At 62.1% G+C, this 24,977-nt stretch carries 22 protein-coding genes and 1 pseudogene; 17 read left to right on the forward strand and 6 right to left on the reverse strand.

Going from position 1 to position 24,977, the window contains the following annotated elements; genetic code table 11:
• Nucleotides 1-9: 9 nt before the first annotated feature.
• Nucleotides 10-1,548, reverse strand: coding sequence for an ABC transporter substrate-binding protein (locus QMG25_RS04775; protein ID WP_283457767.1), 1,539 nt, complete (start codon nt 1,546-1,548; stop codon nt 10-12).
• 147 nt (nt 1,549-1,695) lie between these two features.
• Between QMG25_RS04775 and QMG25_RS04780 the strand changes: the two genes are divergently transcribed.
• From QMG25_RS04780 to QMG25_RS04800, 5 genes are all read left to right on the forward strand, one after another.
• Nucleotides 1,696-2,319, forward strand: a complete 624-nt coding sequence (locus QMG25_RS04780; protein WP_283457769.1) for a PadR family transcriptional regulator — start codon at nt 1,696-1,698, stop codon at nt 2,317-2,319.
• Between the two features lie 14 nt (nt 2,320-2,333).
• Nucleotides 2,334-3,935, forward strand: coding sequence for a sulfatase family protein (locus QMG25_RS04785; RefSeq protein WP_283457771.1), 1,602 nt, complete (start codon nt 2,334-2,336; stop codon nt 3,933-3,935).
• Between the two features lie 45 nt (nt 3,936-3,980).
• Entirely contained in the window at nt 3,981-4,802 is an 822-nt protein-coding gene (locus tag QMG25_RS04790) for a TspO-related membrane protein (protein ID WP_349307108.1), read from the forward strand.
• A 197-nt stretch (nt 4,803-4,999) separates the two neighbouring features.
• Nucleotides 5,000-5,335, forward strand: a complete 336-nt coding sequence (locus tag QMG25_RS04795) for a hypothetical protein (protein WP_283457772.1) — start codon at nt 5,000-5,002, stop codon at nt 5,333-5,335.
• A gap of 36 nt (nt 5,336-5,371) precedes the next feature.
• Entirely contained in the window at nt 5,372-6,061 is a 690-nt protein-coding gene (locus QMG25_RS04800; protein ID WP_283457774.1) for an IS1634 family transposase, read from the forward strand.
• A gap of 438 nt (nt 6,062-6,499) precedes the next feature.
• On the opposite strand, the gene QMG25_RS04805 is transcribed toward QMG25_RS04800, so the two are convergent.
• Complete coding sequence (locus QMG25_RS04805; protein ID WP_283457776.1) at nt 6,500-7,390, reverse strand: dihydrodipicolinate synthase family protein; 891 nt, start codon at nt 7,388-7,390, stop codon at nt 6,500-6,502.
• A gap of 169 nt (nt 7,391-7,559) precedes the next feature.
• Between QMG25_RS04805 and QMG25_RS04810 the strand changes: the two genes are divergently transcribed.
• The 3 genes from QMG25_RS04810 to QMG25_RS04820 all read left to right on the forward strand — a co-directional run bounded on the left by QMG25_RS04810 (nt 7,560) and on the right by QMG25_RS04820 (nt 9,650).
• Entirely contained in the window at nt 7,560-8,135 is a 576-nt protein-coding gene (locus tag QMG25_RS04810) for a helix-turn-helix domain-containing protein (protein WP_283457778.1), read from the forward strand.
• Nucleotides 8,136-8,211: 76 nt separating this feature from the next.
• A complete protein-coding gene (locus QMG25_RS04815) occupies nt 8,212-8,697 on the forward strand; it encodes an MOSC domain-containing protein (RefSeq protein ID WP_283457781.1) in 486 nt (161 codons plus the stop codon).
• On the forward strand, nt 8,694-9,650 hold the full coding sequence (locus QMG25_RS04820) for a PDR/VanB family oxidoreductase (protein WP_283457782.1): 957 nt from the start codon (nt 8,694-8,696) through the stop codon (nt 9,648-9,650). The genes QMG25_RS04815 and QMG25_RS04820 overlap by 4 nt, the downstream gene beginning before the upstream one ends.
• Before the next feature lie 135 nt (nt 9,651-9,785).
• Here QMG25_RS04820 and QMG25_RS04825 read toward each other — a convergent pair.
• Nucleotides 9,786-9,995 (reverse strand): annotated as a pseudogene (locus QMG25_RS04825) (transposase); the annotation flags it as partial.
• Between the two features lie 56 nt (nt 9,996-10,051).
• Here QMG25_RS04825 and QMG25_RS04830 point away from each other — a divergent pair.
• The 3 genes from QMG25_RS04830 (at nt 10,052) to QMG25_RS04840 (ending at nt 13,198) form a co-directional block, all read left to right on the forward strand.
• Nucleotides 10,052-10,543 (forward strand): hypothetical protein, encoded by a 492-nt coding sequence (locus tag QMG25_RS04830; RefSeq protein WP_283457784.1) that lies wholly within the window; start codon nt 10,052-10,054, stop codon nt 10,541-10,543.
• A gap of 135 nt (nt 10,544-10,678) precedes the next feature.
• Nucleotides 10,679-12,412 carry an amidohydrolase gene (locus QMG25_RS04835; protein WP_283457786.1) on the forward strand — a complete coding sequence of 578 codons (1,734 nt, stop codon included), beginning with the start codon at nt 10,679-10,681 and terminating at the stop codon, nt 12,410-12,412.
• A gap of 51 nt (nt 12,413-12,463) precedes the next feature.
• Nucleotides 12,464-13,198 carry a hypothetical protein gene (locus tag QMG25_RS04840; RefSeq protein WP_283457788.1) on the forward strand — a complete coding sequence of 245 codons (735 nt, stop codon included), beginning with the start codon at nt 12,464-12,466 and terminating at the stop codon, nt 13,196-13,198.
• A gap of 108 nt (nt 13,199-13,306) precedes the next feature.
• Here the strand turns inward: QMG25_RS04840 and putP are convergent, their stop codons facing one another.
• Nucleotides 13,307-14,830 (reverse strand): sodium/proline symporter PutP, encoded by a 1,524-nt coding sequence (gene putP / locus QMG25_RS04845; RefSeq protein ID WP_283457790.1) that lies wholly within the window; start codon nt 14,828-14,830, stop codon nt 13,307-13,309.
• A gap of 265 nt (nt 14,831-15,095) precedes the next feature.
• Between putP and QMG25_RS04850 the strand changes: the two genes are divergently transcribed.
• The 6 genes from QMG25_RS04850 to idi all read left to right on the forward strand — a co-directional run bounded on the left by QMG25_RS04850 (nt 15,096) and on the right by idi (nt 20,969).
• On the forward strand, nt 15,096-16,193 hold the full coding sequence (locus QMG25_RS04850) for a pyridoxal-phosphate-dependent aminotransferase family protein (RefSeq protein WP_283457792.1): 1,098 nt from the start codon (nt 15,096-15,098) through the stop codon (nt 16,191-16,193).
• A 43-nt stretch (nt 16,194-16,236) separates the two neighbouring features.
• Complete coding sequence (locus QMG25_RS04855; RefSeq protein ID WP_283457794.1) at nt 16,237-16,404, forward strand: hypothetical protein; 168 nt, start codon at nt 16,237-16,239, stop codon at nt 16,402-16,404.
• 85 nt (nt 16,405-16,489) lie between these two features.
• Nucleotides 16,490-16,837 carry a hypothetical protein gene (locus QMG25_RS04860; RefSeq protein WP_283457795.1) on the forward strand — a complete coding sequence of 116 codons (348 nt, stop codon included), beginning with the start codon at nt 16,490-16,492 and terminating at the stop codon, nt 16,835-16,837.
• A gap of 342 nt (nt 16,838-17,179) precedes the next feature.
• Nucleotides 17,180-19,045: a hypothetical protein gene (locus tag QMG25_RS04865; RefSeq protein ID WP_283457797.1), complete on the forward strand. Its 1,866-nt coding sequence runs from the start codon at nt 17,180-17,182 to the stop codon at nt 19,043-19,045.
• A gap of 179 nt (nt 19,046-19,224) precedes the next feature.
• The gene (locus QMG25_RS04870; protein ID WP_283457800.1) at nt 19,225-20,355 is read left to right on the forward strand and encodes a thermonuclease family protein; all 1,131 of its coding nucleotides are present in this window, start codon (nt 19,225-19,227) and stop codon (nt 20,353-20,355) included.
• Between the two features lie 65 nt (nt 20,356-20,420).
• Entirely contained in the window at nt 20,421-20,969 is a 549-nt protein-coding gene (idi, locus tag QMG25_RS04875) for an isopentenyl-diphosphate Delta-isomerase (protein WP_283457803.1), read from the forward strand.
• Here the strand turns inward: idi and QMG25_RS04880 are convergent.
• Nucleotides 20,959-21,783, reverse strand: a complete 825-nt coding sequence (locus tag QMG25_RS04880) for an SDR family NAD(P)-dependent oxidoreductase (RefSeq protein WP_283457805.1) — start codon at nt 21,781-21,783, stop codon at nt 20,959-20,961. The two genes, idi and QMG25_RS04880, sit on opposite strands and share 11 nt — an antisense overlap.
• A 154-nt stretch (nt 21,784-21,937) precedes the next feature.
• Nucleotides 21,938-24,928, reverse strand: coding sequence for a glycoside hydrolase family 2 TIM barrel-domain containing protein (locus QMG25_RS04885; protein ID WP_283457808.1), 2,991 nt, complete (start codon nt 24,926-24,928; stop codon nt 21,938-21,940).
• Between the last annotated feature and the right edge of the window lie 49 nt (nt 24,929-24,977).

Consider the following 24,977-nt stretch of genomic DNA (forward strand, 5'->3'; position numbering starts at 1 on the left):
TGCTGGTGTCTACTTCGCCGGGGCGAAGTTGTAGATCGACGGAACGGGCTGGCCGTTCTGGACGTCTACTGTGACGTTCTTGGAGATGAAGTACGGCTGGTCGATGCGGTACCAGGGGGCGAACCAGGCGTTGTCCACCAGGTACTTGTTCAACTCCTTGAGCTTGCCGTCCGCGGCATCGCCTTCACTGCCGAGGATCTCGGAAATGAGAGCCTTCGTCTCCGGGGTGCTGGAGTTGAAGATGTTCCAGGGAGCATTCTCAACAACCATGCTGTTGATGGCCGACCAGGCGACCACCGGTTGGCCGAAGGCCGTGAATGCGGCACCGTAGGTGCCCGACTGCTGCTCTGCTTGGTACTGTGCCGACGGGATGTCAACCCAGTCCACCGTGATGCCGACCTTGGAGAGCTGTTCCTTGATGACCGGGGCCAAGGCGGGATCCATGTCCGAGGACGTGGGCATCTTCAGGGTGAAACCGTCGGCCAGGCCCGCTGACTTGAGCAGGTCCTTGGCCTTGTCGACGTCGTACGTGTACGCGGCGTCCAAGGACTCGTCGTAGGCAGCCGAGGACGGGCCGAAGACCTGGCTGGTGGTGTTTCCAAGGCCCTGCGCCACGTTTTTCAGCAGCGCTTCCTTGTCAATGGCGTAGTTGATGGCCTGGCGGACCTCCACCTTGCCCAATTCCGGCGAGAGTGAGCCGGCGCGGTCAAGCAAGGTCAGGCCCTGCCAGTCCCCGGGAACCATCTCGACAGTGACGCCGGCGGACTCGGCGGTCTTGACGGTCTTGGCAGTTGAGATCATGCCGTCGGCTTGGCCCGAACGGACTGCATTGAAGCGGGCGTTTTCATCCTTGATCGGCTTGATGACGAGCTTGGAGAACTTCTGCAGTTCCGGATCCCAGTAGTCGTCGTTCTTCACGAACGTGTACTGCGAGCCGGGGGTGGTGGCGGAGCGGTCCAGCTCGTACGGGCCCGAACCAATAGGCTGGGTGTCCACCGTCTCGGCGTCAAAGTTGGCCGGCGACTGGATGTAGCCGCCTGGTCCGCCCAGGGCGTACAGCAGCGCGGGGTCAGGAGTGGAAAGGTTCAGCCTCACCGTCTTTGCGTCGACCACGTCCACGCTCTCCACAGCGCCCAGTGCAGCTGCCAGCGGTCCGCCGGCCTTCTGGAACCGGTCAAGGTTGCCCTTGACCGCCTCGGCATTGAGCGCTTCGCCGTCCGTGAACTTGACGTCGTCGCGCAGCGTCAGCGTCACCGTCTTGCCGTCCTTGGACACGTCCCACTTGGTGGCCAGCATGGGCTGCAGCTCGCCCTTGGAATCGCGCCGGATGAGCGTGTCGAAGACCGGCTGGAAGTACTGGACGAACTGGGCTTCACGCGACATGGCCGGATCCAGCGACTGCGGCTCCACTCCGGAGGCGAGGGTCAGTGTGGCATCCTCGGGGGAAGTACCCGCCTGCTTGTCGGCGCCTGCTCCGCAGCCCGCTAGAAAAATTGCGGCCGTGGCCGCCAGCGCCAAGACCCGGTAGGCCCGCTTGGGTGCCTTCATGGAAACTCCTTTGTTTTACATATGCAATGGGTGACGGTGGACACGCAAGCATCTGAACTATGTACATAGTCAACTAGCTACAATGCTTATAGATCAATGCTTTGCGAGTAAATATTAAGACAGCTATGATTCTAAGCACATAGTCCAATGAGAGGCAACACGGTGCTGAGCAAACTTGAGTGCATAATTCTGGGTCATCTGGTGCGCACGCCCATGGCCGGTTACGACCTGCACAAGTGGCTCAACCAGGAGGGGCCGTTCTTCGGCTACTCCCCCCAGCCGTCGCAGATCTACCGCCAACTGAACAAATGCCTGGAAAAGGGCTGGGTGGACCTTGTCATCGATCAACGCACCACTGGCCCGGACGCGAAGGTGTACCGGTTGACCGATGCCGGCGTCGCGACGTTCAAGGAATGGGCCCTATCCCCCCACGAACCCACAGTGCGCCCGCTCGACTCCGATTTCCAGATGCGGTTCCTGCTCACAGGCATCCTGGGCCCGGAGGTGGCACTGCGCATCTTGACCACCGAACTGGACTACCGCCGCACACAACACCAGGTGAAGGCGTACAGCGACGATGTGAACCCTGACGACGCCGCCATTGCGGTGGACCCGGCCTGGCACAAGGAGCTGGTCCGCCTGGGCCGCGAACGGTCTTACCTGCTGGGCACCACCTACCTGACCTGGCTGGAGTTGACCCACGCCCGGCTCACCGAACAAATTGCTGATTTCAACACCGCCGGCAGCGGCCCCGCTCGGGAAATCGCCTAAAAAGGAAGCACCCCATGAAGATCATTTACGTCGACGTCGACACGCTCCGTCCCGACCACACCGGCCCGTACGGCTACCAGCGTCCCATCACCCCGAATCTGGATGCCTTTGCCAAGGATGCAGCACGCTTCGAAAGCTACTACGCCTCAGACTCCCCCTGCATGCCCTCCCGCACCGCCCTGACCAGCGGCCAGTTCGGGATCACCAACGGGGTGATCGGCCACCACGGCGAGGCCGCACGCTTCCGGGCCGACGCCGGCCACGGGCTGGTGGAGGGCCGCCCGCTGCTGGGACAACACTTGGGCGCACATGGCTATTTGACTGCTGCCGTCTCCTCTTTCGCCGAAAGGCACCGGGCCTGGTATTTTCTTGGCAACTTCCGTGAAAGCGTCCGCGCCACCCCCGACGTGGGAGACGAACCGGCGGACGTCGTCACCGACACGGCGCTGGAATGGATTGGACGGCACGCAGAGATGGACGACTGGTACCTGCACCTGACGTATTGGGACCCGCACATGGACTACCTCCAAGAACAGGAATGGACGGACAAGGCGGCCGCGTCCGGACCCGCCCCCGCCTGGCCCGACCAGGAGGCCATTGACGGACATGCGGAGATTTACGGGCCGCGCTCCGCCCTGGACTTCATGTACTCCGACGGACTGTTTGAACGACGCGTGCCGTACAATTTCCCGCAGGAAATCCGCACCCGCGCCGACTACGAACAGCTCATCAACGGCTACGACGGAGCCATCCACTTCTGGGACAGTGAATTTGGCCGCTTGCTGGACGGCTTGGCCGCACTCGGGATTGAAGACGATGTTGCGATCGTGGTGAGTGCCGACCACGGGGAGGCGTTCGGGGAACAGGGCTCCTATGCCGAACACGGACTGGCCAGTGAGCCGACCCACCACCTGCCGATGCTCGTGAAGTGGCCTGGCCTGACCGAAAACGCCGGCTCGGGACCTGCCTGCGACGCGCTGCTGTACAACATTGACTACGCCCCCACCATCTGCGATTTACTGGGCCTGCCCATCCCGGAAAAGTGGCAGGGCGAGTCCTTCGCCGATGCAGTGCGCGGAAGATCCATTGAATCGCGCGATTATCTGGTCCTGGGGCACGGAGCCCACACCTACCAGCGTGCCGTGCGCACCCGGGACCACCTGTATATACGCACCTACCATCCAGGGGCATTCCGTGCCGAGTGGGAATCCCTGTTCCATGTCACCGACGACCCATATCTCGTGGACAACCTCATCGATTCCGAGCCGGATCTGGTGGACAAGATGCGTTCCAAGCTTGCTGTCTGGTGGAACCGGTATGCCGGCATGCCGGGCTCACTTCCGGACCCGATGCAGACCACCTTGCAAAACGGACCCGCCCTGTACAACGATCCCGAGCTATACATGGAGCATCTGCGCCGCACCGGTCGCGGACATTTGGCCGACGACCTGCACGCGCGGATCAATCCCGGCACGGGAGCAGTCAACGTCTCCTGGCAAGCGCCTGTCGATCCGGACAACTCGGGGCGCATCAACGGCCCGGCAGTCAAGACGATTTTCCCCGACACCGGAGCGCACCTGTTCCGGAACAGCCCCGAGCCGGCAGCCGCCCGCTAGGATCGATGCCACTGCTACAAGAAAATTTTAGACAGGGGTGGCATCGTGGGCCAGCAGACCAGCATGGTCCGGCAAAGCAATGACTTAGTACGTCAAATCGTGGTGGCGGCCAGCGCCGTCGTCGCCGTCGTTGGTTCCTTCATCGGCTCCGGCGCGGCAGGGGGCACCGAAATCCAGAATGCGTCCAACGGCGCGTTGGCGGCCGATGCCACCCTGATTGCCCCCGGCGGACCGGCGTTTTCCATCTGGAGCGTGATCTATCTCGGTCTGGTGGCCTACGCTGTTTGGCAGTTCCTCCCTGCTCAAAAGACGGCGCACCGTCACCGCGTGCTGGGTTACCCCGCGGCAGCATCGCTGCTGCTGAACGCCGTCTGGATCCTGAGCATCCAGTTCGACCTGCTCTGGCTCAGCGTCCCGATCATCGTTGCGCTCTTGGCAGCGCTGGCCGCAATTTTCGTGCTGCTGTTGCGCAACAAACCGATCAACATTTTGGACACGGTGATTACCGACGGCACCATGGGCCTGTACCTGGGCTGGGTGTGCGTAGCCACCGCGGCCAACATTGCCGCCGTGCTGGTGGCTGCCGGCTTCGAAGGCTTTGGGCTCGATGCGAATGTCTGGGCGGTGGTGGTGCTGGCCGTGGCGGCTGCCGTTGGCATCGCCCTGGCCGTCTACGGACGGGGCCGGCTCGCTCCCTCCGCTTCCCTGTGCTGGGGCTTGGCTTGGGTGGCCATGGCTCGGCTCAACGGCGACCTACTTTCCACACCTGCGGCCACGGCGGCCATCGTGGCGGTCGTGTTGGTTCTTGCCGTCACCGTTGTAGCCCGCGTGCGCGCGGACCGGGGCTACCAACCGGGGTCAACCTGAAGTTACGTTGGTCCTTTCCCCGGTTTCCTTCTGAATTCCGGGGGAAGGACCTTTTTCGTACCACTATTTTTAGCTAATAAATTCTTGGGGAAATCCCTTCATTTTGTGATAGTTTGGCGCATTCTTTGGCTATGAAGAGGATGACGCCTGCGATGCATGTAGCCGTGCAAACAACTCGGCGGGTTAATAAATCCTGCATGGAGGTCGAGTACCGTTCGGCGCTACTGCGCCGGTCCTCCCGCGAAGACGGCAAGGGCAAGCACGAAACAATGGCGAATCTCTCCGCCCTGCCGGAGGCGGCGGTGGAGACTCTGCGGTCATCGTTGGCGGGCAAGCCCATGGTCGAAGCCGGTGCCGGGTTGCAGATCACCAGGTCCTTGCCCCACGGGCATATCGAAGCCGTTTACGCCATGGCTAAAGGGCTCGGGTTCGAGGCGATGCTGGGGCCGGCTTGCCGGGAGCGCGATGTGGTCATGGCGCTTTTGCCGGCACGGATTTGTGCACCGTCCTCGAAGCTGACGACCTTGTCCTGATTCGCCGATACAACCCTGGGCCATGACCTGGGCCCGGTGAGCACGGACGATTTGTACCGTGCCATGGACTGGCTCGGTGCCAGGCAGGGGACGATTGAAAAAGCGTTGGCTCGGAAGTACCTGCGCCCCGAGGTGAATCCGGGGAAACTGGCCCTCTTTGACCTCTCATCCTCGTGGGTGACGGCCACCCTCAACCCCCTGGCAGCGCACGGCTATTCCACGGATAAAAAGCGTGGCGTGGAGCAGATCGAGTACGGGATGCTGGCCACCCGGGCCGGGATCCCCGTCGCGGTCCGTGTGCTGCCCGGAAACACCGCGGATACGACCGCGTTCATCGGTATCGCCGCCGAAATCCAGGCCCTGGCCCAGGTAGAGGACATGGTCAGGGTCGGAGACCGGGGCATGATCACCTCCGCCCGCATCGACGCGTTGAAGGAGACGACCTTGGGGTGGATCAGTCCGCCCCTGGCAGCGCTGCGCAAACACAAGCGCGAAGGGCTCCTCTCTGTGACCGAGGAGCGGTTGAAAACCATCCAAAAGGCAGTGGCCGCGGGCCGGAACAACATGGCCAAGCACTTCATCCTCACGATCACCGACACCACCCTCTCCTGGGAAAGGATCCCGGAAACCATCGCACGGGAAGCGGAGTTGGAAGGGATTTACGTCATCCGCACCAGCGTTGACGCAGACACCATGGAGGCCTCTGCATGCTCGCCGGCCACCTGACCTGGCACCTACGCGCCGCCCTGGCACCCCCACCCAGACCCAGCACCAAGCCACCACCCACGGAAAGTAGCCAGACACCCCAAACGAACTAACAGGAAGGTCCCCGGAAACCCAGGGACCTTCCTGTCTCAACTAACGTAACTTCAGGTTAGAAACTGGCAGCCCTAGGCCTTGACCAAGCGACCTGGAGTTCAGGAAAACATTCCTTAACCCGAGGTCGCTTAGCTTTTGGGTGCGGCAAGGCGGTCAGCCTTGCCACCCCAGCAGACCGGGCATGGGATATCACAGCAGCCTTGGATCTGGGCTTGGGGCAGGCAACAGGGAACGTCACCGGTTTGTTGGGACCGCGTCATTGACTGGTGCTAGCCGGGTTTGCGGGATCCGTGTTCGCTCGGGAAACAGCCATCGGGATCTGGCCGGTGCAGACAGAACTGCGGGCTACAGGGAGTAGGAGAGCGTCAGCATGGAGGCAAGTACGCGCTCATCTTCCTCGCCAACGGGAAGCAGAGGCAGCCGCGGGTCACCCGCCGGGGCACCCTGCTGCGACAACCCCGTCTTGATTGCCGAGGGCAGTCCTTGTTTAACAATGAACTGCAGGAATGGCTTGAGTTCTTCGTAGAGCGTTTTCGCACGAGCACTGTCACCGCTTGAGGCAGCTACGTAGAGCGCCTTGATCGGCTGCGGCAGCAGGCACATGGCTGCCGTACTCCAACCAACAGCACCAGCTTCGACCGCGTCGAGGATGAGCGGGTTGCTGCCGTTGAGGAAGGGCAGGGTTCCTGCAGTGAGCTCCCGCATTTGATTCATCCGGGTGACGTCGCCTGTAGACTCTTTCACCGTGGTGACATTCGGGATCGACTCGAACATGCGCACCAACAGTTCCGGGGACATGTCCACGCCAGCAGTCGCCGGGTTGTTGTAGGCGACCACGGGGATGTCGATGGACGCCCCGATGGAGGCGTAATGTCCGAAGATCTCCTGCTCCTTCAGAGCCCAGTAGGAGATGGGAGCGACCATCACGGCATCTGCGCCGGCCGCCTGCGCGTACTGTACTCGCTCGATGGTGCCAGAGGTCGTCAGATCCGAGCTACCCACAACCACGGGAACCTCTCCGGCGGTGGCTTCCACCGTTGCATCAACGACAGCCTTCCATTCAGCGAGCGAGAGGTAGGCTGCCTCCCCGGTGCTGCCCAGGGGTGCAATGGCGTCCGACCCATTGCTAATTAGTTCTCGGACAAGTTCCTTGAGCCGGACAAGGTCCAGCTCGTCTTTATCAAACGGGGTAATGGGGTAAGCAACTAGACCACGGATCTCTGCTTTGTGCACCACTGTGTTCTCCTTTGTTCTTGCACTCCTTGAGCTCGAGTCTCGACTCCCGGTGCGTCTGCTTGAATGGATGACGCAACTCTACGCAAACACCGGTTACTTTTTTTGCCTATAGACAAAAACCGTAACACAATCGTAATAATAATCATTCGATGGAAGGCACCCGAAATCCATGAACGACGTCGCCGACGATGACCTGCAAATCGCCTCCAGAATTCGCGCAGCACGGCTCGCCAGAAGCTTCACGCTCACGCAGGTCTCCGCTCGGTCAGGGGTATCCGTGGGACATCTGTCTCGCCTTGAGAACGCCGAACGCTTGCCCACCGTCCGTGTACTGATGCAGCTCGCGCAGGCACTTGGCGTGTCTCTGACCGAATTGGTAGGGGAATCCGCCTCAGAATCGGAGGTCCATGTATCGCTTGCCTCAGACCGAAATGTCTCAGGAACCCTTGACAAGTCGCTCGTGCCGCTGTCCGATCCCCAATCACTCGTCCTACAAGCGTTTGAATTACAACTCGAACCAGGCCGAAAGGGCGAGCCCACGTGTCATCTAGGCGAGGAGTGGATCTACGTTGTCTCTGGTCGTGTCAACGTCCTCGTCGGCTCGGAAACCGTCGCGCTGGGGCCAGGGGATGCGACCCATTTCCCGGCTTCAATCCGTCACTGCCTCAAGAACCCACATTCAAGTCCTGCCGTCGCTGTGATCGTCGCTTCCACTGGCTCGTTGCCAGACCCTTCGGCGCACTGAGCCAACCCGGGGTTGCCCATAGGCAAATACATTTGCCTATAATGAGACCTCAAGTCCGGAGTGAAAGGTGGCTTCTGTGAAAAATACCGGATTCTTTGTCGGAGAAGTTCAGAGCCTGTTCCGTTGCACCATCGCGGGCGAAGAAATGGAGAACTGCAACTCGCTCGACCTCATCCAGGGACAGGGAGTCGAAGGGGACCGCTACCTCAATGGCACAGGTCACTACTCGCCCCGCCCCCACCCCGATCGCCAAGTGACGCTGATCGAGTCCGAAGTACTGGCTGCCCTGCTTCGTGACGCTCAAGTCAATCTCCCCCCTGAGGAGACCCGAAGGAACATTGTCACCATCGGGGTTCCCTTGGCTCACTTGGTGGGACGTCAGTTCCGGATCGGTGACACGGTGCTCTACGGCGGCCGTCTCAACATTCCGTGCCGGTACCTTGAAGACCTCAACGACCGACCGGGAGCCTTTAACGCCCTCGTCAACAGATCAGGACTGAACGCACAGATCATCGTCGGTGGGCCTGTGTATGTCAGCGATAAGATTGCGCCGCTTCCGTGACCAAGAAACTGCTCATCGCCTCCCGCATCGAACGCATCGAACACCTCTCCGCCCAGGTGAAGCGATTCTCTGTGCGCCCCGTGCATCGCCCCACATTCCCTGATACAACTCCAGGATCGCATGTGCTGGTTCGACACAAGAATGGCCTGCTACGCAGTTACTCGCTCTGCGGTGGCACTGAGGACCCCGGGCTCTACCAGTTCGCTGTGCTTCGTGAAACCGATGGCAAGGGTGGCTCGGTCGCCTTCCATGACAACACTGCCGAAGGTGACTCCATCCACGTCAGCTACCCCACCGCATCATTACCTCTGCACCCCGAGGCGAACTCGCATGTATTCATCGCCGGAGGAATCGGGGTGACGCCGTTCGTGCCCCTCGCACTAGCTGCCCAACAGCGCGGCCACAGCGCAACACTGCACTACGCCGTACGCACAGCATCGGCGGCAGCCTTCAAGCCCACACTGCAGGCAATCCCGCGTCTGGCCATGGAGCTGTACGCCTCGGACCAAAACCAGCGGCTGGATGTGGCCGCCGTCGTCAGCGGCTTGGCACCCGAGCAACATCTATACGTTTGTGGGCCCCCCAGACTTCTCGACGCGGCCGGCAAAGCTGCGCAGGCAGCCGGCCTGAATGGACGCGTACATCTGGAGTCGTTCAGTGGGCTTGACGCCGCAGAGGCGAACTCCGGGGACCCGTTCACTGCTTACCTTTCTCTCAGCAAGCGCACTGTCGACGTCCCGGCGAACAAGAGCCTGCTGCAGGCTCTCCGGTCCTCGGGATCGGGCCTGGACGTCGACTCATCCTGTGAGGGTGGGGTGTGTGGCGCCTGCCGGGTGACTCTTCTCGGGGGCGACGCCGTCCACCGTGACATTTGCCTGACTCCTCGTGAGCGCGAACAGAACATCATCACCTGTGTCTCCCGTGGGAAAGGAACAATCACACTCCACCTCTAGTAGTACTTTGTCAGGTTGGAGGCGGGCGTTGGCGCGTGGAGCAGCGTTCAAGCATGCCGACGATGATTTCTTGCAGAGCTTTTAGGACACTAGACAGGCTCAGGCCACCGCTTGGACATTTGGGCTGGTGAGCCTTTATCTGGTGATGAAGAGCTGTGCCGCAACGACCAAGGCGAGGTGGCGATGGAATACGGTGAAGGATCGTCCTTCGCAGTGGTCCAGGCCCAGGCCGGTCTCTAGGTCGCGGTAGTCGTGTTCGATCCTCCATCTCATCCTGGCGAGCCTGACGAGTGTTTTCAGGGGTGTGTCGGCGGGCAGGTCACTGATCCAGTAGTCCGTGGGGGCCGGTTCTGGTGACGTGGCGCCACGTCACTTGGTGCAGTTGCTTCCTCCCTGCGGCCTTGCGCAACACCGCGATTCAAGACTTGGCCCAGGACCAGGGACCGTTGCAAATGTCGCCCTTCGATGAGCAGAATCTGGCCGAGATCAGCCAGCCCGATTATCCCGGGGAACGACTGATCGCCTGCTACAACCCGCCCCTGGCAGCGCTGCGCAAACACATATGCGAAGAACTGTTGAACGTCACCGAAGAGCGGTTGAAGACCATCCAAAAAACAGTGGCCGCGGGCCAGCTCAAAAACGCTCGGAAAACCGGGACCAGGGTCGGGACAACCCTGGGCCAGAACAACATGGCCAAGCACTTCGTCCTCACGATCACCGACACCACCCTCTCCTGGGAAAGGAACCCGGACACCATTGCCAGGGAAGCAGAGCTGGACGGGATCTACGTCATCCGCACCAGCGTTGACGCAGCCACCATGGACGCCGCCGAGACAGTGCGGATTTACAAGTCCTTGGCGAACGTGGAGAAGATCTTCAAAACCCTCAAATGACGGGACCTGCACATCCGCCCGATCCACCACCTACGGAAAGTAGCCAGACACCGCAAACGAACCAACAGGAAGATCCCCGGAAACCCAGGGACCTTCCTGTCTCAACTAACGTAACTTCAGGTTAACATAGGGAGCATGTGCGGAGCATGCGATCCTACGTCGAACCTGAACCCCCTCCAACCTTCCTCCGGAGCCTCTGCAGAGCCTGCCCCATCGGGCAAGCGCGGTGGGCCGCCAGCCGGACAGCTGGATCCCGCCTCGTGGCACGATCCGGACGGCGATGCTGAGCTGTTGATCTCCGGCGGGCCCATCCTCACCATGGACCAGAACCGCCCACGAGCCGAAGCCGTTGCCGTCCGAGAGGGGCGGATCCTGGCCGTCGGCTCGGTAGATGAGCTGCGTTCACTCACCGGTCGCAAGACGGAGATGGTGGATCTCCAGGGCCGGACGCTCCTGCCCGGGCTCATTGACCCGCACATGCATTCCTCCATGGTCCAACTCAACGACTGGGTCGATGTGAGCCCCATGACCACCCCGGGCGCGGACGACGTTTTTGCCGCGCTCCGCGACGCTCCCGAAACGTCGACAGGATGGGTGCTGGCCCAGCAGTTCGACCCCAGCATCACCGACGGCCACCCTGTCCTGAACCGTGAAGTGCTTGACCGGCTGGTTCCGAACCGCCCGCTTCTGGTGCTGGAAAGCAACGGGCACATTGCCTACGTCAATTCGGTGGCCCTGGCCCGGGCGCGAGTGGACAAGAACTCTCCCAACCCGCCGGCCGGCCGGTACACCCGCGATGAGCACGGCGAATTGACCGGTCGCCTTGAGGAAGCCTCGGCTCTGGGGGCTTTCCGCCAAGGGATCCCGTTCGTCGCCGGCGATGCTGCCACCGCACGTATCCGCGGGTTGTTGTGGCATGCTGCCGGCAAGGGCGTCACCATGCTCCACGACTGCGGGATCGGCTCGATCGCCGGCACATCCGACTTGGCGGACCTCCATCAAGCCATCGACGCCGATTCACCCGTGCGCTACCGCGGAATGCTCGTTTCGACGGACTACGATGCATGGATGGAGATGGGGCTTCGCCCGGGATGCGGCAATGACCTGTTCAGGGTGGACGGCATCAAGGCCTGGTCCGACGGCTCGAACCAAGCCGGAACAGGCTTCCAACGCGAGCCTTATCTTGGCCAGGAAAGCCGCGGCTCGCTGAATTATTCACCGGAGGAACTCGCCGAGGTTGTGCTGCGCGCACACACGGACGGTTGGCAGGTGGGAGTCCACGCCAACGGCGATGCGGCCATCGATGTAACGATCGACGCTTTCGAACAGGCTTTGAAGGCCCACCCGCGCTCCGATCACCGCCACCGAATCGAGCATTGCAGCGTAATGCGCCCGGAACATATCGAGAGGATGGTTGCGCTGGGGCTGTCGCCGTCGTTTTTGATTGGCCACGTCCGTTGGTGGGGCAAGGCTTTCCGCGACCGGCTCCTGGGGCCGGAACGGGCAGCGTTCTACGATCCGTGTGCGTCGGCGCTGCGCGCCGGTCTGCGGATCTCCCTACACAGCGACTGGAATGTCACTCCGCTGGAGCCCTTGCGTTACGTCGAGGATGCCGCCACCCGGATCATGGCAGAAGGCGGGGAAGTTCTCAACGCCAACGAGCGCATCGGCGTGGAGGCGGCACTGCGGGCTGTCACGATCGACGCCGCTTGGCAATGCCGTGCAGACAAGATCACCGGTTCAATCGAGGCCGGCAAATATGCCGACCTGGTGCTGCTGGAGGAGAATCCGCTGGAGGTGGAGCCGACGTCGATCGCCAACATTGCCGTCTCCCAGACACTCCTCGCCGGCAGGGTTCGCTTCCAGTAGTCCGCGTCCCCGGATTGGGAAGCAGCAGGCGTTGGGCAGTAACCTCGTCCCATGACCGCTGACAAAGGCACCGCCAAAGGCACCCCCAATGGCACCGCCAAAGGCACCCCTTCCGACGAAAAGTCGACCAACGAACCTGACAACTCCGATGGGAGCCGGCGGTTCTCCTCCGGAGACCTGGCGCCCGCCGCTGCAGTGGGATTCGTTTTCCTGATTCTGCGGATCTTTGCCGTGTCCGGTTATGACTGGAACACGGCGTTCGCAGTGAGCACCACGCCGAGTCTCAGTGATGGCTTGGCTCTGGTCTTTGGCTCCCTCATGGCCGGACACGTGCTGGTGGAGATTCTGCTGGTGGTTGTCCTCCCCTTGCTCCTCGCCACATACTTGTGGTCCTCAGGCGGGCATCGGGCTACCGTGCTGTTGGCCACCACGCTGGGATCAGTCACGCTGATTGCCCTGACGGTCAGTTTCAAAATCTGGTGGTTGCCGGCGGCAACGGCAGCCGTTTTTGTGGCGTTCGTCTTGATCCGCAAGGTCTCCGTGAAACACTTGGTGCGCCGCTTGTTCGCAAGGGCCATGGCCAGTGTCGGATGGGTGGCCGCGGCTGCCGTTTTGCTCGTCGCTGCCTTTGTGCAGACACCGTGGGTTCCCCACGAGCAGATCAAGACCACGAACGGTGCTGTCAGCGGCTACGTCCTCAGCGTCGATTCGGGATACCTGAACGTGCTGACCGACGAACACGAATTTGTGATCCTGAACAGTTCCGACGTGCTGTCCCGCAAATAGGCCGCGCAAATGGGCCGTGCAGATAAAAGCACCCCGCCCTTGGATGTCCATCCAGAAGCGGGGTGCTTTCAATTGCAGCCAAGAACGCTGCGGAGAGCTGCCTTCAGACTAGTTCACTGCGACGGTGACAGGCTTCTTCTCGGCGGAATCGGCCACCATTGCGGTGAATTCCTCTTCGATGACCGGGTTCGGCTTGTAGGTCATCTTGGAAACAACAACCACCACCAGAAGGTTGATCAGGAACGCGGGGACAATCTCGTACATGGCGTCATGCAGGAAGGGAGTCTTGCCCCACGCAAACACCACCGCGGTGGCCACGATCATGCCCGTCAACGCACCTTGTGCGGTGAGCTTGCGCCAGTACAGGCTGAGCAGCACGATCGGTCCGAACGCGGCACCGAATCCGGCCCACGCGAAGGACACCAGGTCCAGGATGCTCGCTTCTTGGTCCAGCGCGATGATTGCAGCAATCACGGCGATCACCAAGACACCCATGCGACCCAACGTGACCTGCTGCTTGGCCGTGGATTCACGCCCTGTCATGTTGTAGAGATCTTCAACCAGCGCAGAGGAGCACACGATGAGCTGCGAGGAGATGGTTGACATGATGGCAGCCAGCACGGCGGCCAAGACAAGGCCCGCAACGAACGGGTGGAAGAAGATCTGGCTCAGCTTCAGGAACACCGTCTCCGGGTCGTCCAAGCCCATGGAGGGATTGTCGGCGAAGTACGCGATGCCGACAAGTGCGGTGGCGATTGCCCCGGCTGCGGACAAGACCATCCAGCCAATGCCGATGCGGCGGCCGGCTTTGGCGTCCTGCGGTGAGCGCAGCGCCATGAAGCGCACGAGAATATGCGGCTGGCCGAAGTAGCCCAGGCCCCATGCCGCGGTGGAGAAGATCCCGACCGCCCAAACAAGGGTGTTTCCGTCACCGAATCCCCTGAACAAGTTCAAGGTGTCCGGATCGAGCTCTTGCAGCCGGGTCACGGTGGCACCAACGCCACCGGTTTGGATCACGGCGATGACCGGCACCACGAGGAGGGCGGTGAACATCAAAAGCCCTTGGGCGACGTCGGTCAGGGTGGCCCCGAGGAAGCCGCCAAAGAGGGTGTATGTCAACGTGACAACCGTGACAACGCCCATGCCGGCCAAGTAGGGCCAGCCGAAGGAGCTCTCAAAGAACTTGCCGGCGGCCACCATGCCCGAGGAAACATAGAAGGTGAAGAACACCAAAATGATGGCGGCGGAGCCAATGCGCAGCCAATGCGAATTTACCTTGAGCCGCTTCTCGAAGAAGCTCGGAATGGTGATCGAGTTTTGCGAAATGGCGGTGTAGGAGCGCAGGCGGGGTGCCACGAACTTCCAGTTGAGCCAGGCGCCGATGGTCAGCCCAATGGCGATCCAGGCCTCAACCAGCCCGGTCAGGTAGATGGCGCCGGGAAGGCCCATGATGAGCCAGCCGGACATGTCGGATGCGCCGGCCGAAAGGGCTGCGACGCCGGGCTTCAGTTTACGGCCGGCCAACATGTAGTCGTCGAGGTCGTCTGTTTTCTTAAAGGCGAAGTAGCCGATGGCGAGCATGCCCGCCAGGTAAACGGCTATCGCCAGCAGTTGAAACGTATTGTCAGTCACTTATTGTTCCTTTTCATTCTTTGACGCATCATCGGACCTCCGATGGCATCCAGAACAACTGGATTGTCGCAATGAATGGCGGCCAATATTTTGGACAAGTGGTTCGAACATACCAAAATTCGCCTGACCTGGCGATATTAATATAACGATTCGGCGACGCGCTGGAAGTGCACCCCGCCACTGTGACATCCTTTCCGTCCCGGTTCTGCGCACCGGGGAACGCCTATGCTGGCATGAATTATTCCTCCGCGCGAAGGAGCACCCAGTGACCACCACCGTGAGCTACCGCCACCTGTTTGGACCGGGTCCCAGCAACTGCTACCCGGAGGCAATTTCAGCGTTGGGCAACCCGGTCTTGGGACATCTTGACCCCTTGTTCCTGGACATCATGGACGCCGCATGCGAGCGGCTGCGCAAAGTGTGGGGCACCACAAATGCCCGCACACTGCCCTTGAGCGGCACTGGTTCCGCCGGCATGGAAGCGGCCTTCGTCAACACTGTGGGCCCCGGGGATGTGGCAGTGATCGCCGTCAATGGCATGTTCGGCGGGCGCATGTGCGAGATCGCCCGGCGGGCGGGTGCCGAAGTGGTTCCGGTGGAGCATGCCTGGGGACAGCCCTTTGATCCCGAACGAGTGGCGGCCGCCCATCCCCATCCCCAGGTCATTGCTGCCGTCCACGCCGAAACCTCCACCGGCGTGCTCTCCGACATTGCCGCGTTGGGCCGGCTCAAGGGCGACGCCTTGCTGATCACCGACGCCGTCACCTCCATCGGCGGCCTTGAACTGCTTGCAGACGACTGGGGCATGGACGTGGGCTATGCGGGCACGCAAAAGTGCCTTGGCGTGGCACCGGGGCTCTCCCCCTTCACCATCTCCGATGTAGCTTTTGAACGGCGCATCAAGGATCCCCAGTCCTGGTACCTGGATTTGGGCCTGCTGGGCGGATATGTGGGCAGTGCCAGCGGGAGCAAGCGCACTTACCACCACACGGCGCCGGTGACCATGATCGCCAGCCTCGAGGCCGGCGTCGGACGGGTCTTGGAAGAGGGGCTCGACGCCGTGCAGGCCCGCCACAACGCTGCCGGGCTTGCATTGCAAAACGGGCTGCAGGAAATGGGCCTGGAACTCTTTGCCGCCGAAGGCTCCCGGCTCCCCAGCCTCACCACCGTGAAAGTGCCCGACGGCGTGAACTCCGCCGCCGTGCGCACCTACCTCTTGGACCGTTTCAGCATTGAGATCGGCGCGGGTGTTGGCGAGTTTGCCTCAAGCGTGTGGCGAATCGGCATGATGGGCCCCAACGCCAACCCGGGCTCGGTGGTGCTGGTCCTTGGCGCGCTGCAGGAAGCCATCGCTAAAGCCTGAAGAACCTCTTCCACCCCGGGCGCGGCCGGTCTATGGTGTGGCTATGAACAGAAAACCAGACCGCGGTGATGAAGCGTTCACCCACAATCAACCCGACAGTGATCCCCTGGGCGCCATCTATTCCGACTTCGTGACGCCGGACATCGAAGAAATGACCGAACACGCCGACAGTGTGGCCGATGCAAAGAAAACCGAGTCCGACGAGATGTAGTTCCGCCACTGCGCCAAATGTCTGACAATGCCTGCCCGGCACAAGGAAGTGGCACCCACCATTTGGCGGGTGCCACTCGGCGTTGTTGAAGACCTTCACATCCGTCCGTGAATCGGCGGACCAGGTGTTGGCGATACACACCGTGGGACGGGAATCCACCCCGCTGCACGACGGCGAGGTCGTCGACTCGGAAGGGAATGGGAACATCGTCAACACCGCGACGCTGACGTCGGCTTACCACTCTGATTTCACAGTCCAAAGGAGCACCAAGTACGTCCTTTCCACGAGCGCACCAACTGTAGAGCCCTCGGAGGAAACACCGACCGGCGAACCCACGGCGGACGCAAAGGACGGCCTCTCCGGATCGGACAGTTCCCCCGGCACGCAGTTTGACGAAGGAGAGGCTGACGACGCGCAGGGTGGCGAAGGGTAGGCTCGCCCGGATGGCAGTTCCGCTTCCCCCCGGGACGAGGCTCTGGCAGCCACTGGGTCAACGGTTCCTGGCCTGTTGGCGGCTGCAGCAGTGCTTCTGCTTAAATTCGGAATCTTTCTCCGCTAGAGACGAGCCACTCACGCATAGCGCCGAGTAGCTGCGCGGGTTGGCCCCCGAAGCGGGATACAACCGCTCCTCAGAGTCCGAACGTCGTAGCCGATCAACTTGGCTACAGGCACCAACTGTCCAAAAGGACTACTCGGAGACAACTCCTGGCCCAGCGCCCTCGATGTAAGGTAAGTCACTAAGACGATCCGGTGAAGTCGCTGAAAGGGAGCCCGCATGCCTGCGCAGAAGAACAGGAACAGGCTCACCCCGCCGCAGGAAGCTGCCGCGCAGGATTGTGCAGTGGATCAGCACACTGTTCTGCGCATGGGTGGCAGCGCCTTGGTCAAGCACCTGATGGACCCGAAACGCTCCAAAACCGCAGTCGTCATTTCCTACAAGTCCGGCGAAGCCTTCCGCATCGATGCCGAGGCGGTGGCAGCCAAGCTGGGTGCCGAGGCTGAGGTTTTTGAAATTCCCAACAGCTTTGAAACCTACCAGCTGGAACGCGGTCTGCCCGAACGCCTGCACATTTTCGGCAGCGGCGCTCGAGTTTACCCGCATGGGCAGCAGTGGCAGGACAGGGTGCCCGGTCCACACATTGCCTACCGCCCTGCGGAGCTTTCCACCCTCTGCCAAGCACTTGAGAACGAGGTGCTGGCGGCCCAGTATTTTGAGCCTCCGGCGCCCAGGCCCCCCACAACGGCGGCACTGCCGGTCATCGTCGAAGCTGTGGTCCAAGGAATCGCCGGCCCCGACAGGGCCATGGTCACGTTGGCGGGCCGTGATGACATGGCCTTGATTCGAGGCGAAGACCTGCTGCCGGGGATCCCGCTTGACTGGCTTCTGGCCAAGGGCCAAGCACTGAAGGGAACCCTGGACACTGCCACCAATGTGCTGGACGTCAAGACACTTCTGCTCCCGCGCCCCTCCCCCGTCACGGTCTACCAACAAGGCGACGTGGCGCTGGCCCGGGTCAAGTCCGTCCGCCCCACCCACGCCATGGCGGAACTCTGGCCCGGCAGCGATTTCCGCATTGACGTGAACCGCATTTCCTCCAACGACCTTGACTCCGCCGAGGACCTTCTGACGGAGGGCGAAGTGGTGCGCGTGCGTGTGGCCTATGACAACGGTGCCGTGGTTCTTTCCATGCTGGACGTGGACGACGACGAAGCCGCCGTCCCTGCGCCGCCGCTAGTCAGCGGCGGCCCGGCCTGGCTTGACAGCGAGCGCCCGTATGCAAGCCTGTTCACTGTTCGCTCCTCCGGTGCGCACCCCATCGCCGGCAGCAACACGGCGGCAGTTGCCGACGCGGACGGCCCCGGTGCTTCCGACCGGACGAGCGCAGCTGCAGGGATCGGCGACGCAGCACGTGCAGAGGAAATCCTGCTGACGCCTGTCGAGCGCCGCACGGCATTGCAAACCACCCAGATGCAGTTGGAACAGGCCCGGCACACCATCACCGAGCTGGTGGAAGCACAAAAACGGCAGGGTGCCACGGACAAGGTGGCCAGGGCGCTGCAGGACCAGCTCGAAGCCGAGCGAAAGGGATCCAAGGAACTGGCCAGGGCGCTCAATGAACTCGACCATGAGAAGGATGCGTTGCGGGAGGAACTGGCCCGGACAAAGTCGGCGCTTGTGCAACAAAAGCAGCAGCGCCGCTCAACGAGCTCCCGCAGCGAGAAGGCACCGCAGCAGCTGTTTTTGGTGGCCGAGGAACAATTTCGTTTTGAGCTTCTGCTGGCGTGGGCGAACAACGTACCTGCCCAGGAGAAGGATGAGAATCCGCTGGGTACCTACCACTGCTCCCGGCATTTTCTGGATTCCTGGGCCGGATTGGCCGAACAGCAACGCCGCAAAACGCTGCGCGCAGTGCTGGATCTGGTGGCCGACAGAAAGGGATCCGTGCGCAAGCGGGATGCCCACCCGTTGCGCCATAACGAGGGCGCGCACGCCGGCCCCACGATGCGGGGCGAGGACGTGTGCATGCGGCTGTACGTGGAACAAGGCACGGCCGGAGCGCTGCGCCTGCACTATTGGAAGCTGCCCTCCGGAACGGTGGAGTTGCACGAAGTGGTCACGCACGATGTGGTCAAACCATGACCTGGCAACCGTGGAACCAGTCCTGCTGATCGAAGGCCGAGTCGAAAGAATCCGAACCCGTCTCCAGCGAATAGTATAGACATGCGCCGAGCCCGAAAGAGGCTCTTGGAACATTTTTAGGTGTTGATATTCCCATGGCAGCAAATGCCAAATTTTCTGCCAATAGATTCCTTGTCAGTATGGCTGTGGCAAGTGCCATGGTGCTGAGCCTTTCGGCTTGCACTGATGAACCAACGGACACCGGAACCGTTGTCTCCATCACGGACGGGGACACCCTGGTGGCATCCGTGGGTGGCAAGGACCAGACTATCCGGCTGTTGAACATCGACACCCCGGAAACCAAGGATCCCAACGAACCCGTGGAATGTCTTGGCGCCGAAGCCACTAACTTCCTCCGTGGCTTGCTTCCTGTGGGTTCCAAGATCACGCTCCAGTACGACGTGGACCGCAAGGACAAGTACGACCGCACCCTGGCTGCCGTTTTCACGCCGACCGACACCTTTGCCAGTGCCGACATTGCCCGGGCAGGATTCGGCACGGCCGTGGCCTTTGGCAACAATAAAAAGTTCCTGCCGCCCGTCCAAGACGCTGAGAAGGAAGCCAAAGCCAGCTCACGAGGCATTTTCGACTCAAGCGTTGAATGCACTTTGCCCGGACAGCTCGCGACTGTTGGCGACTCCTTGGAAACGGCGGCAGCGGCCACTGCCGGCTCCACTGCGGCAACCACAGGAACCACCATCACCGAAGTGGCCGCTGCCATCGCCACGGCCAAGACTCTGCAGAACCTGCTTCAAGATGGAAAGACAAGCACAAACGTTGTTGCATGGTCGGCCTATGACGAATCTGGGTTGGCTGCACAAATTGAGTCCCTTTCCACAAGGATTGGAACAACAGAGTCCACGCTCTCGGCCTTGAAGAAAACGAAAAACTCCCTGACATTGACAGAAGCCAAAGCTGCCGTCAAGAAGTGGGCTGCCGAGACCAAGGCGAAAGCCGATGCCGCCCTCGCCAAGGCCGCAGCGGAAGCGAAAACGAAAGCGGCTGAAAAAGCGCAAGCAGCAGCCAAAAAGGCCGAAGCGGACGCTGCCGAAGCGGACGCTGCCGAAGCCGAGCGCATCCGCAACCTGCCGCCTGTCCATGTTCCTCCAGCCCCGGCACCCTACGTTCCTCCTGCACCCGCACCAGCACCCTACGTGCCGCCGGCACCAGCACCCTACGTCCCGCCGGCCCAAGACAACGGCGGCGGCTACCCCGGATACAACGGTCCCCGCTGCTACGCACCTGGAGGAAAGACTTGGCGCCCGTGCTAATGATGCTGAGAGGGCCCAAAGAACCATAGACTTGTCTGAAACGTGCGGAAGGAGCTGGTCCCACCATGGGTCAAAACGTTGAACTGGTCAGACTGTTGGATGAGGACGGTGCCGAGATCGGCACTGCCGAGAAGGCACTTGTCCACACGGAACAAACGCCGCTGCACCTCGCGTTTTCCTGCCACCTGATCGACGACCAAGGCCGCACGCTACTCACGCGCCGCGCCCTGTCGAAGCTGACGTGGCCGGGGGTGTGGACCAATTCTTTCTGCGGGCACCCGGGCCCGGGAGAAAGCTTCGAAGAGGCCATCGTGCGCCGCGCCGCAGTGGAGCTGAATATCAGCGTCAGCAACGTCCAGCCGGCACTGCCGGACTTCCGCTACCGCGCCGTCGACGCCTCCGGTATTGTGGAAAATGAGATCTGCCCGGTGTTCACAGCCGTCTATGCGGGCCCCGAAACCATCTCGCCGAATCCGGCGGAGGCATGCGACTGGGCCTGGAGCGACCTGGTGGATGTGGAGGAAGCCGTGACGGCCACGCCCTTTGCCTTCAGCCCGTGGCTGGTCCAGCAACTTGCCGAAGGCATCTACACCGGCGGACGCTTCAGCTACTGATTTCCACCATGGCGGCACTGCGCTCCCACAACTGCAGGGCAAGTGCCGCGTCCTTTGCCAGCGGGCTAGTTTTGGCGGGCTTGCGCTTCACGTAGTACTCCCCCGGTGTCCAATCTTCCGGCGGGGTGGTTGTGGCGAGCCAAAGCAGTGTGTCGGCGCCTTGTTCAGCGGAAAGCAGGAACCTGCGCATCAACCCGCGGTACGCGTGGCGCATTGGCGAGGTTGATTCGGCGGCGAAGCTTGTGGCCACCACTCCTGGGTGAAAGGCGACGGCGTTGACGCCATGGTCCCCATACCGGCGCTGCAGTTCCTTGGTGAAGAGAATATTCGCCAGCTTGGCATTGCCGTATGCCGCATTGGGGCTGTAGCTCTGCTCGGCGTCAAGATCGTCAATGTTGAACTTGGCCATGAGTTTGTGGGCGGCGCTTGAGGTGTTGATGACGGTGGCCCGGGCTTCCACCAGCTGATCAATCAGCAGCGTGGTCAGCAGGAATGGTGCCAAGTGGTTCACCTGAAACGTCTTCTCATGCCCATCCACAGTCATCTCGCGGCTGCCCATGATGCCGCCGGCATTGTTGGCCAGCACGTCAATGCGCGGATACTTCTCCGCCAAGGTTGCCGCCAGCTGGCGCACTTGAGCCAAGTCGGTGAAATCGGCCAGCAGATAATCCGTTTCCAGCTCGTCCGCAAGCGCCTTGGTTTTCTCCGGCGAGCGGCCCACCAATACAAGGGTGTCCCCGGGATACGCAAGCATTTTGGCTGCGGCCGCCCCAATTCCGTCGCTTGCTCCGGTAATGACCACTGTTCGCGACATTGACTGCTCCTTGTTGGGACTCTTGGTTTAGGACCTTTGGGTCCAAGTATGTGGATGCTTTCTTCCATTAGAACCAACGTACGCGGTGGTGCCCCCATTCCCGGACACCACCGCGCGGCGGCTTGGGCCGCTCGTTGCTCAGCCCGTTCGTCCTTTAGCCCAGGACCACGGTGAAGCGCAACGGCCCCGGGGCCAGCTGGTAAGCAGGCAGCACACCCGGTCCGCATGAGGCCGTGCCGATGCCGTGCACCGCGGCGTCCAGTGTCAGGTGGCTGATTCCGTCCGCAACCACGTCAGGGGTGTGCTTCGCTGCCGTGAGGACCTGCGCCGAGATGGGCCGGAGCGTGAATGAGAAACCCTCGCCCTGGAATGACAATGCCTGCCCGCTGCCCTGTTCCGTGGCCAGCACGAGCTTGGACACCCCTGCCCGGGCACCATTTTCCTGCGGCCTGACGTACGGCACCTGCAGTTCCTCCATACTGGCGCTGAACCAGCCCCTCCGCGCGGCCATGCCCGTGTCGGGGTACTTTTGCCCCGGCCCGAACCCGGTCCAGGCGGCCTGGGAGAATTCACCAGGGAGCTCGAAGTCGAAGCCCACCCGCGGCCAGTTCGGCCCCCAGCCCGCGCTAGGTTCCAGGTGTGCGCTCAGCTCCAACAAGGTCCCGTCGGTGCGCCACACGTACTCGACATCCACATGTTGGCGAGCCACCGGCACACCGTAGCGCACCCGCACGGCCAGCGCCCCGGCGTCGTGCGTCATGGACTGCAGCCGCCCCTGCAACAGGGGCAGTCCGGCTGCCTCCCAGATGTCGGCAGCGCGCGGCGACCCTGCCAGGGCATGGTCCTTACCGTTGTCATTGTCGGTGGGCGCACGCCACAGTGTCAGCCGCGGCCCGTTGACCGGCACCGTTTTGAAGGCGCTCATTTCACCGGTGGCCAAGCTGAACACGGCGGGGCCAAAGCGCAGGCTCCCGCCCTCCACCACGGCCTCTTCGTCGCCTTGGGGCTGCACCTGCACCCGCGGCGCAGCCGGCTGCCCCTGCTGGGTCCAAGCGACCTCATGCCCCGCCGGGGCCCACGGCGCCTCCTCCGCCAACACTGCACTAATGGTCAGCACTCGCTCCTGCGCCAGCTCGCTGGCAATCTCGGGGGAAAGTTCGACGGCGGTTCGGGCACCTGCCGCTGTCACAGGCACCTCGAGCGTGCCGCCGGCCACCCGGCCTTCGGGGCCGTCAACCTGCCAGGTCCAGGCCAGGTGCGTCGTGTCCAGGAAGTCGTACTTGTTGTGGACTGAAAGCTCGTACCAGTCGTCCGTGACGGCCACGCCGAGCGGTTCCACAACTTTTTTGTAATCCAGCAGACCGGGTCGCGGCTCCAAATCGGCCGAGACCATGCCGTCAATGACGAAGTTGCCGTCGTGGACACGCTCGCCAAAGTCACCGCCGTAGGCAAAGAACGCCTCGCCGTCCGGGGTGTGCTGGCGGATGCCGTGCTCAATCCATTCCCACACGAAGCCGCCTTGCAGGCGGGGGTAGGCATCAAAGAGGTCCTGGTATTCCTGCAGGCCGCCGGGACCGTTGCCCATGGCATGGACGTACTCGCACAGGATGTACGGCAGGTTCCGCCGGTGTTCGTCCTGGGCCGGGTCCGGCAACGGTTCTTCTTCCTGGCGGCCAATGGCCTCGACGTCGCTCGGTTTGACGTACATGCGTGAATACACATCCACGTAGGGGCAGGCCCAGTCGCCCTCGTAGTGCACCAGCCGCTCGGGGTCCCGTTCCTTGGTCCACTGCGCCATGGCCCGCAGGTTCTCGCCCTTGCCTGCTTCATTGCCCAGCGACCACATGATGACGGACGGGTGGTTCTTGTCCCGTTCAACGGTGCGCACCATCCTGTCGAGCAGCGCTTCCCGGTACGCCGGGCCATCGCTGGGGTTTCCCGCCCAGTCGCCGTCCTCAAAGCCGTGGGTTTCATAGTCGCATTCGTCAATGACGTAGAAGCCGAGCTCGTCGGCGAGGTCCAACAGCACCGGATGCGGCGGGTAGTGGGCGGTGCGGATCGCATTGATGTTGTGGGCCTTCATCAGGCAGAGCTCGCGGTGCATCTGCTCGCGCGGCACCACCCGTCCCAAGTCGGGGTTGTGTTCATGCCTGTTCACCCCGCGAAACAGCAGCGGCGACCCATTGAGCTTGATCTGTGCATCCGCAACGGTGATGGAGCGGAAGCCGACGCGCAACCGCACGGTCTGCAGGGGCGTGGAAAGGGTCAGTTCATGCAGGACGGGCGACTCTGCGCTCCACGGCTCCACCCGGCCCACGTCAAACGTCGCCGAGACTCTTCTCTCGTGCCCTTGTCCGTCCAGTTCCTGTTCGGCAAATTCCAGCACCTCGCTGAAACCCAGCCCGGAAATGGTGGCCACCACATCCGGCAGCGGCGGCGCGATTTCCACCCGGAGCGTGCCGGTTCCTTCCGGCGTGTAGCCGGCGTGCACAAAGACGTCCCGGACGGACGCCTTGGGCTGGGCCAGCAGTGCCACATCACGGAAAATGCCCGGCAGCCACCATGCGTCCTGGTCTTCCAGGTAGCTGGAGGCGGAGAATTGGGCCACCCGCACCACCAGCACGTTGTTGCGGGCCCTGACAATGCCGGTGACATCGAATTCGTGGGTCAGCTTGGAGCCGCGCGTGGTGCCCAACAGCTGGCCGTTGAGCCAAAGCGTTCCTGCGTTGTCGAGGCCGTCGAAACGCAGCACCGCCCCTTGCAGGAACTCGGCGGCAGCGTCGAAGTTGATCCTGTGGTCCCCCACGGGATTGGCGTCGGGGACGTGCGGCGGGTCCAGCGGGAACGGAAATTGCACGTTCGTATAGGCCGGGGCGCCGTGACCGTGGAAGTTCCAGTTGGAGGGCACGGGCAGCGTGTCCCAGGCGCCGTCGTCGAACGTTTCCGCCTCCATGCCGACGGGAGCCGCCGCCAACGATTCCGAGTAGTGGAAGCGCCAGTTGCCGTTGAGTGAAAGCACGGGCAGCCCGTTGTCCACATGGGCTCGCGGGCGCAGGCCCCCGGTTCCCGGTCCAGGGTTGGTGAGGTCCATGATCGAGTCGTAGGGGCCGGCAGCAAGGTTTGCGCGCGAAGGCAGCGGGTTCACAGTGAGGTTCCTTTGCATGAAAGTGGCTGGTGGCTTGGGGCTGGTGAAG

The sequence above is a fragment of the Arthrobacter sp. H35-D1 genome (assembly GCF_030063185.1).
Taxonomy (GTDB): Bacteria; Actinomycetota; Actinomycetes; order Actinomycetales; family Micrococcaceae; genus Specibacter.

Excerpts from the sequence above, each read along its gene's own strand:
- QMG25_RS04775 (WP_283457767.1), bottom strand. The coding sequence starts at position 1,548 with ATGAAGGCACCCAAGCGGGCCTACCGGGTCTTGGCGCTGGCGGCCACG.
- QMG25_RS04840 (WP_283457788.1), top strand. The coding sequence starts at position 12,464 with ATGACCGCTGACAAAGGCACCGCCAAAGGCACCCCCAATGGCACCGCC.
- QMG25_RS04810 (WP_283457778.1), top strand. The coding sequence starts at position 7,560 with ATGAACGACGTCGCCGACGATGACCTGCAAATCGCCTCCAGAATTCGC.
- QMG25_RS04870 (WP_283457800.1), top strand. The coding sequence starts at position 19,225 with ATGGCTGTGGCAAGTGCCATGGTGCTGAGCCTTTCGGCTTGCACTGAT.
- QMG25_RS04780 (WP_283457769.1), top strand. The coding sequence starts at position 1,696 with ATGAGAGGCAACACGGTGCTGAGCAAACTTGAGTGCATAATTCTGGGT.
- QMG25_RS04855 (WP_283457794.1), top strand. The coding sequence starts at position 16,237 with ATGAACAGAAAACCAGACCGCGGTGATGAAGCGTTCACCCACAATCAA.
- QMG25_RS04835 (WP_283457786.1), top strand. The coding sequence starts at position 10,679 with ATGTGCGGAGCATGCGATCCTACGTCGAACCTGAACCCCCTCCAACCT.
- idi (WP_283457803.1), top strand. The coding sequence starts at position 20,421 with ATGGGTCAAAACGTTGAACTGGTCAGACTGTTGGATGAGGACGGTGCC.
- QMG25_RS04880 (WP_283457805.1), bottom strand. The coding sequence starts at position 21,783 with ATGTCGCGAACAGTGGTCATTACCGGAGCAAGCGACGGAATTGGGGCG.
- QMG25_RS04795 (WP_283457772.1), top strand. The coding sequence starts at position 5,000 with ATGGAGGTCGAGTACCGTTCGGCGCTACTGCGCCGGTCCTCCCGCGAA.
- QMG25_RS04785 (WP_283457771.1), top strand. The coding sequence starts at position 2,334 with ATGAAGATCATTTACGTCGACGTCGACACGCTCCGTCCCGACCACACC.
- QMG25_RS04865 (WP_283457797.1), top strand. The coding sequence starts at position 17,180 with ATGCCTGCGCAGAAGAACAGGAACAGGCTCACCCCGCCGCAGGAAGCT.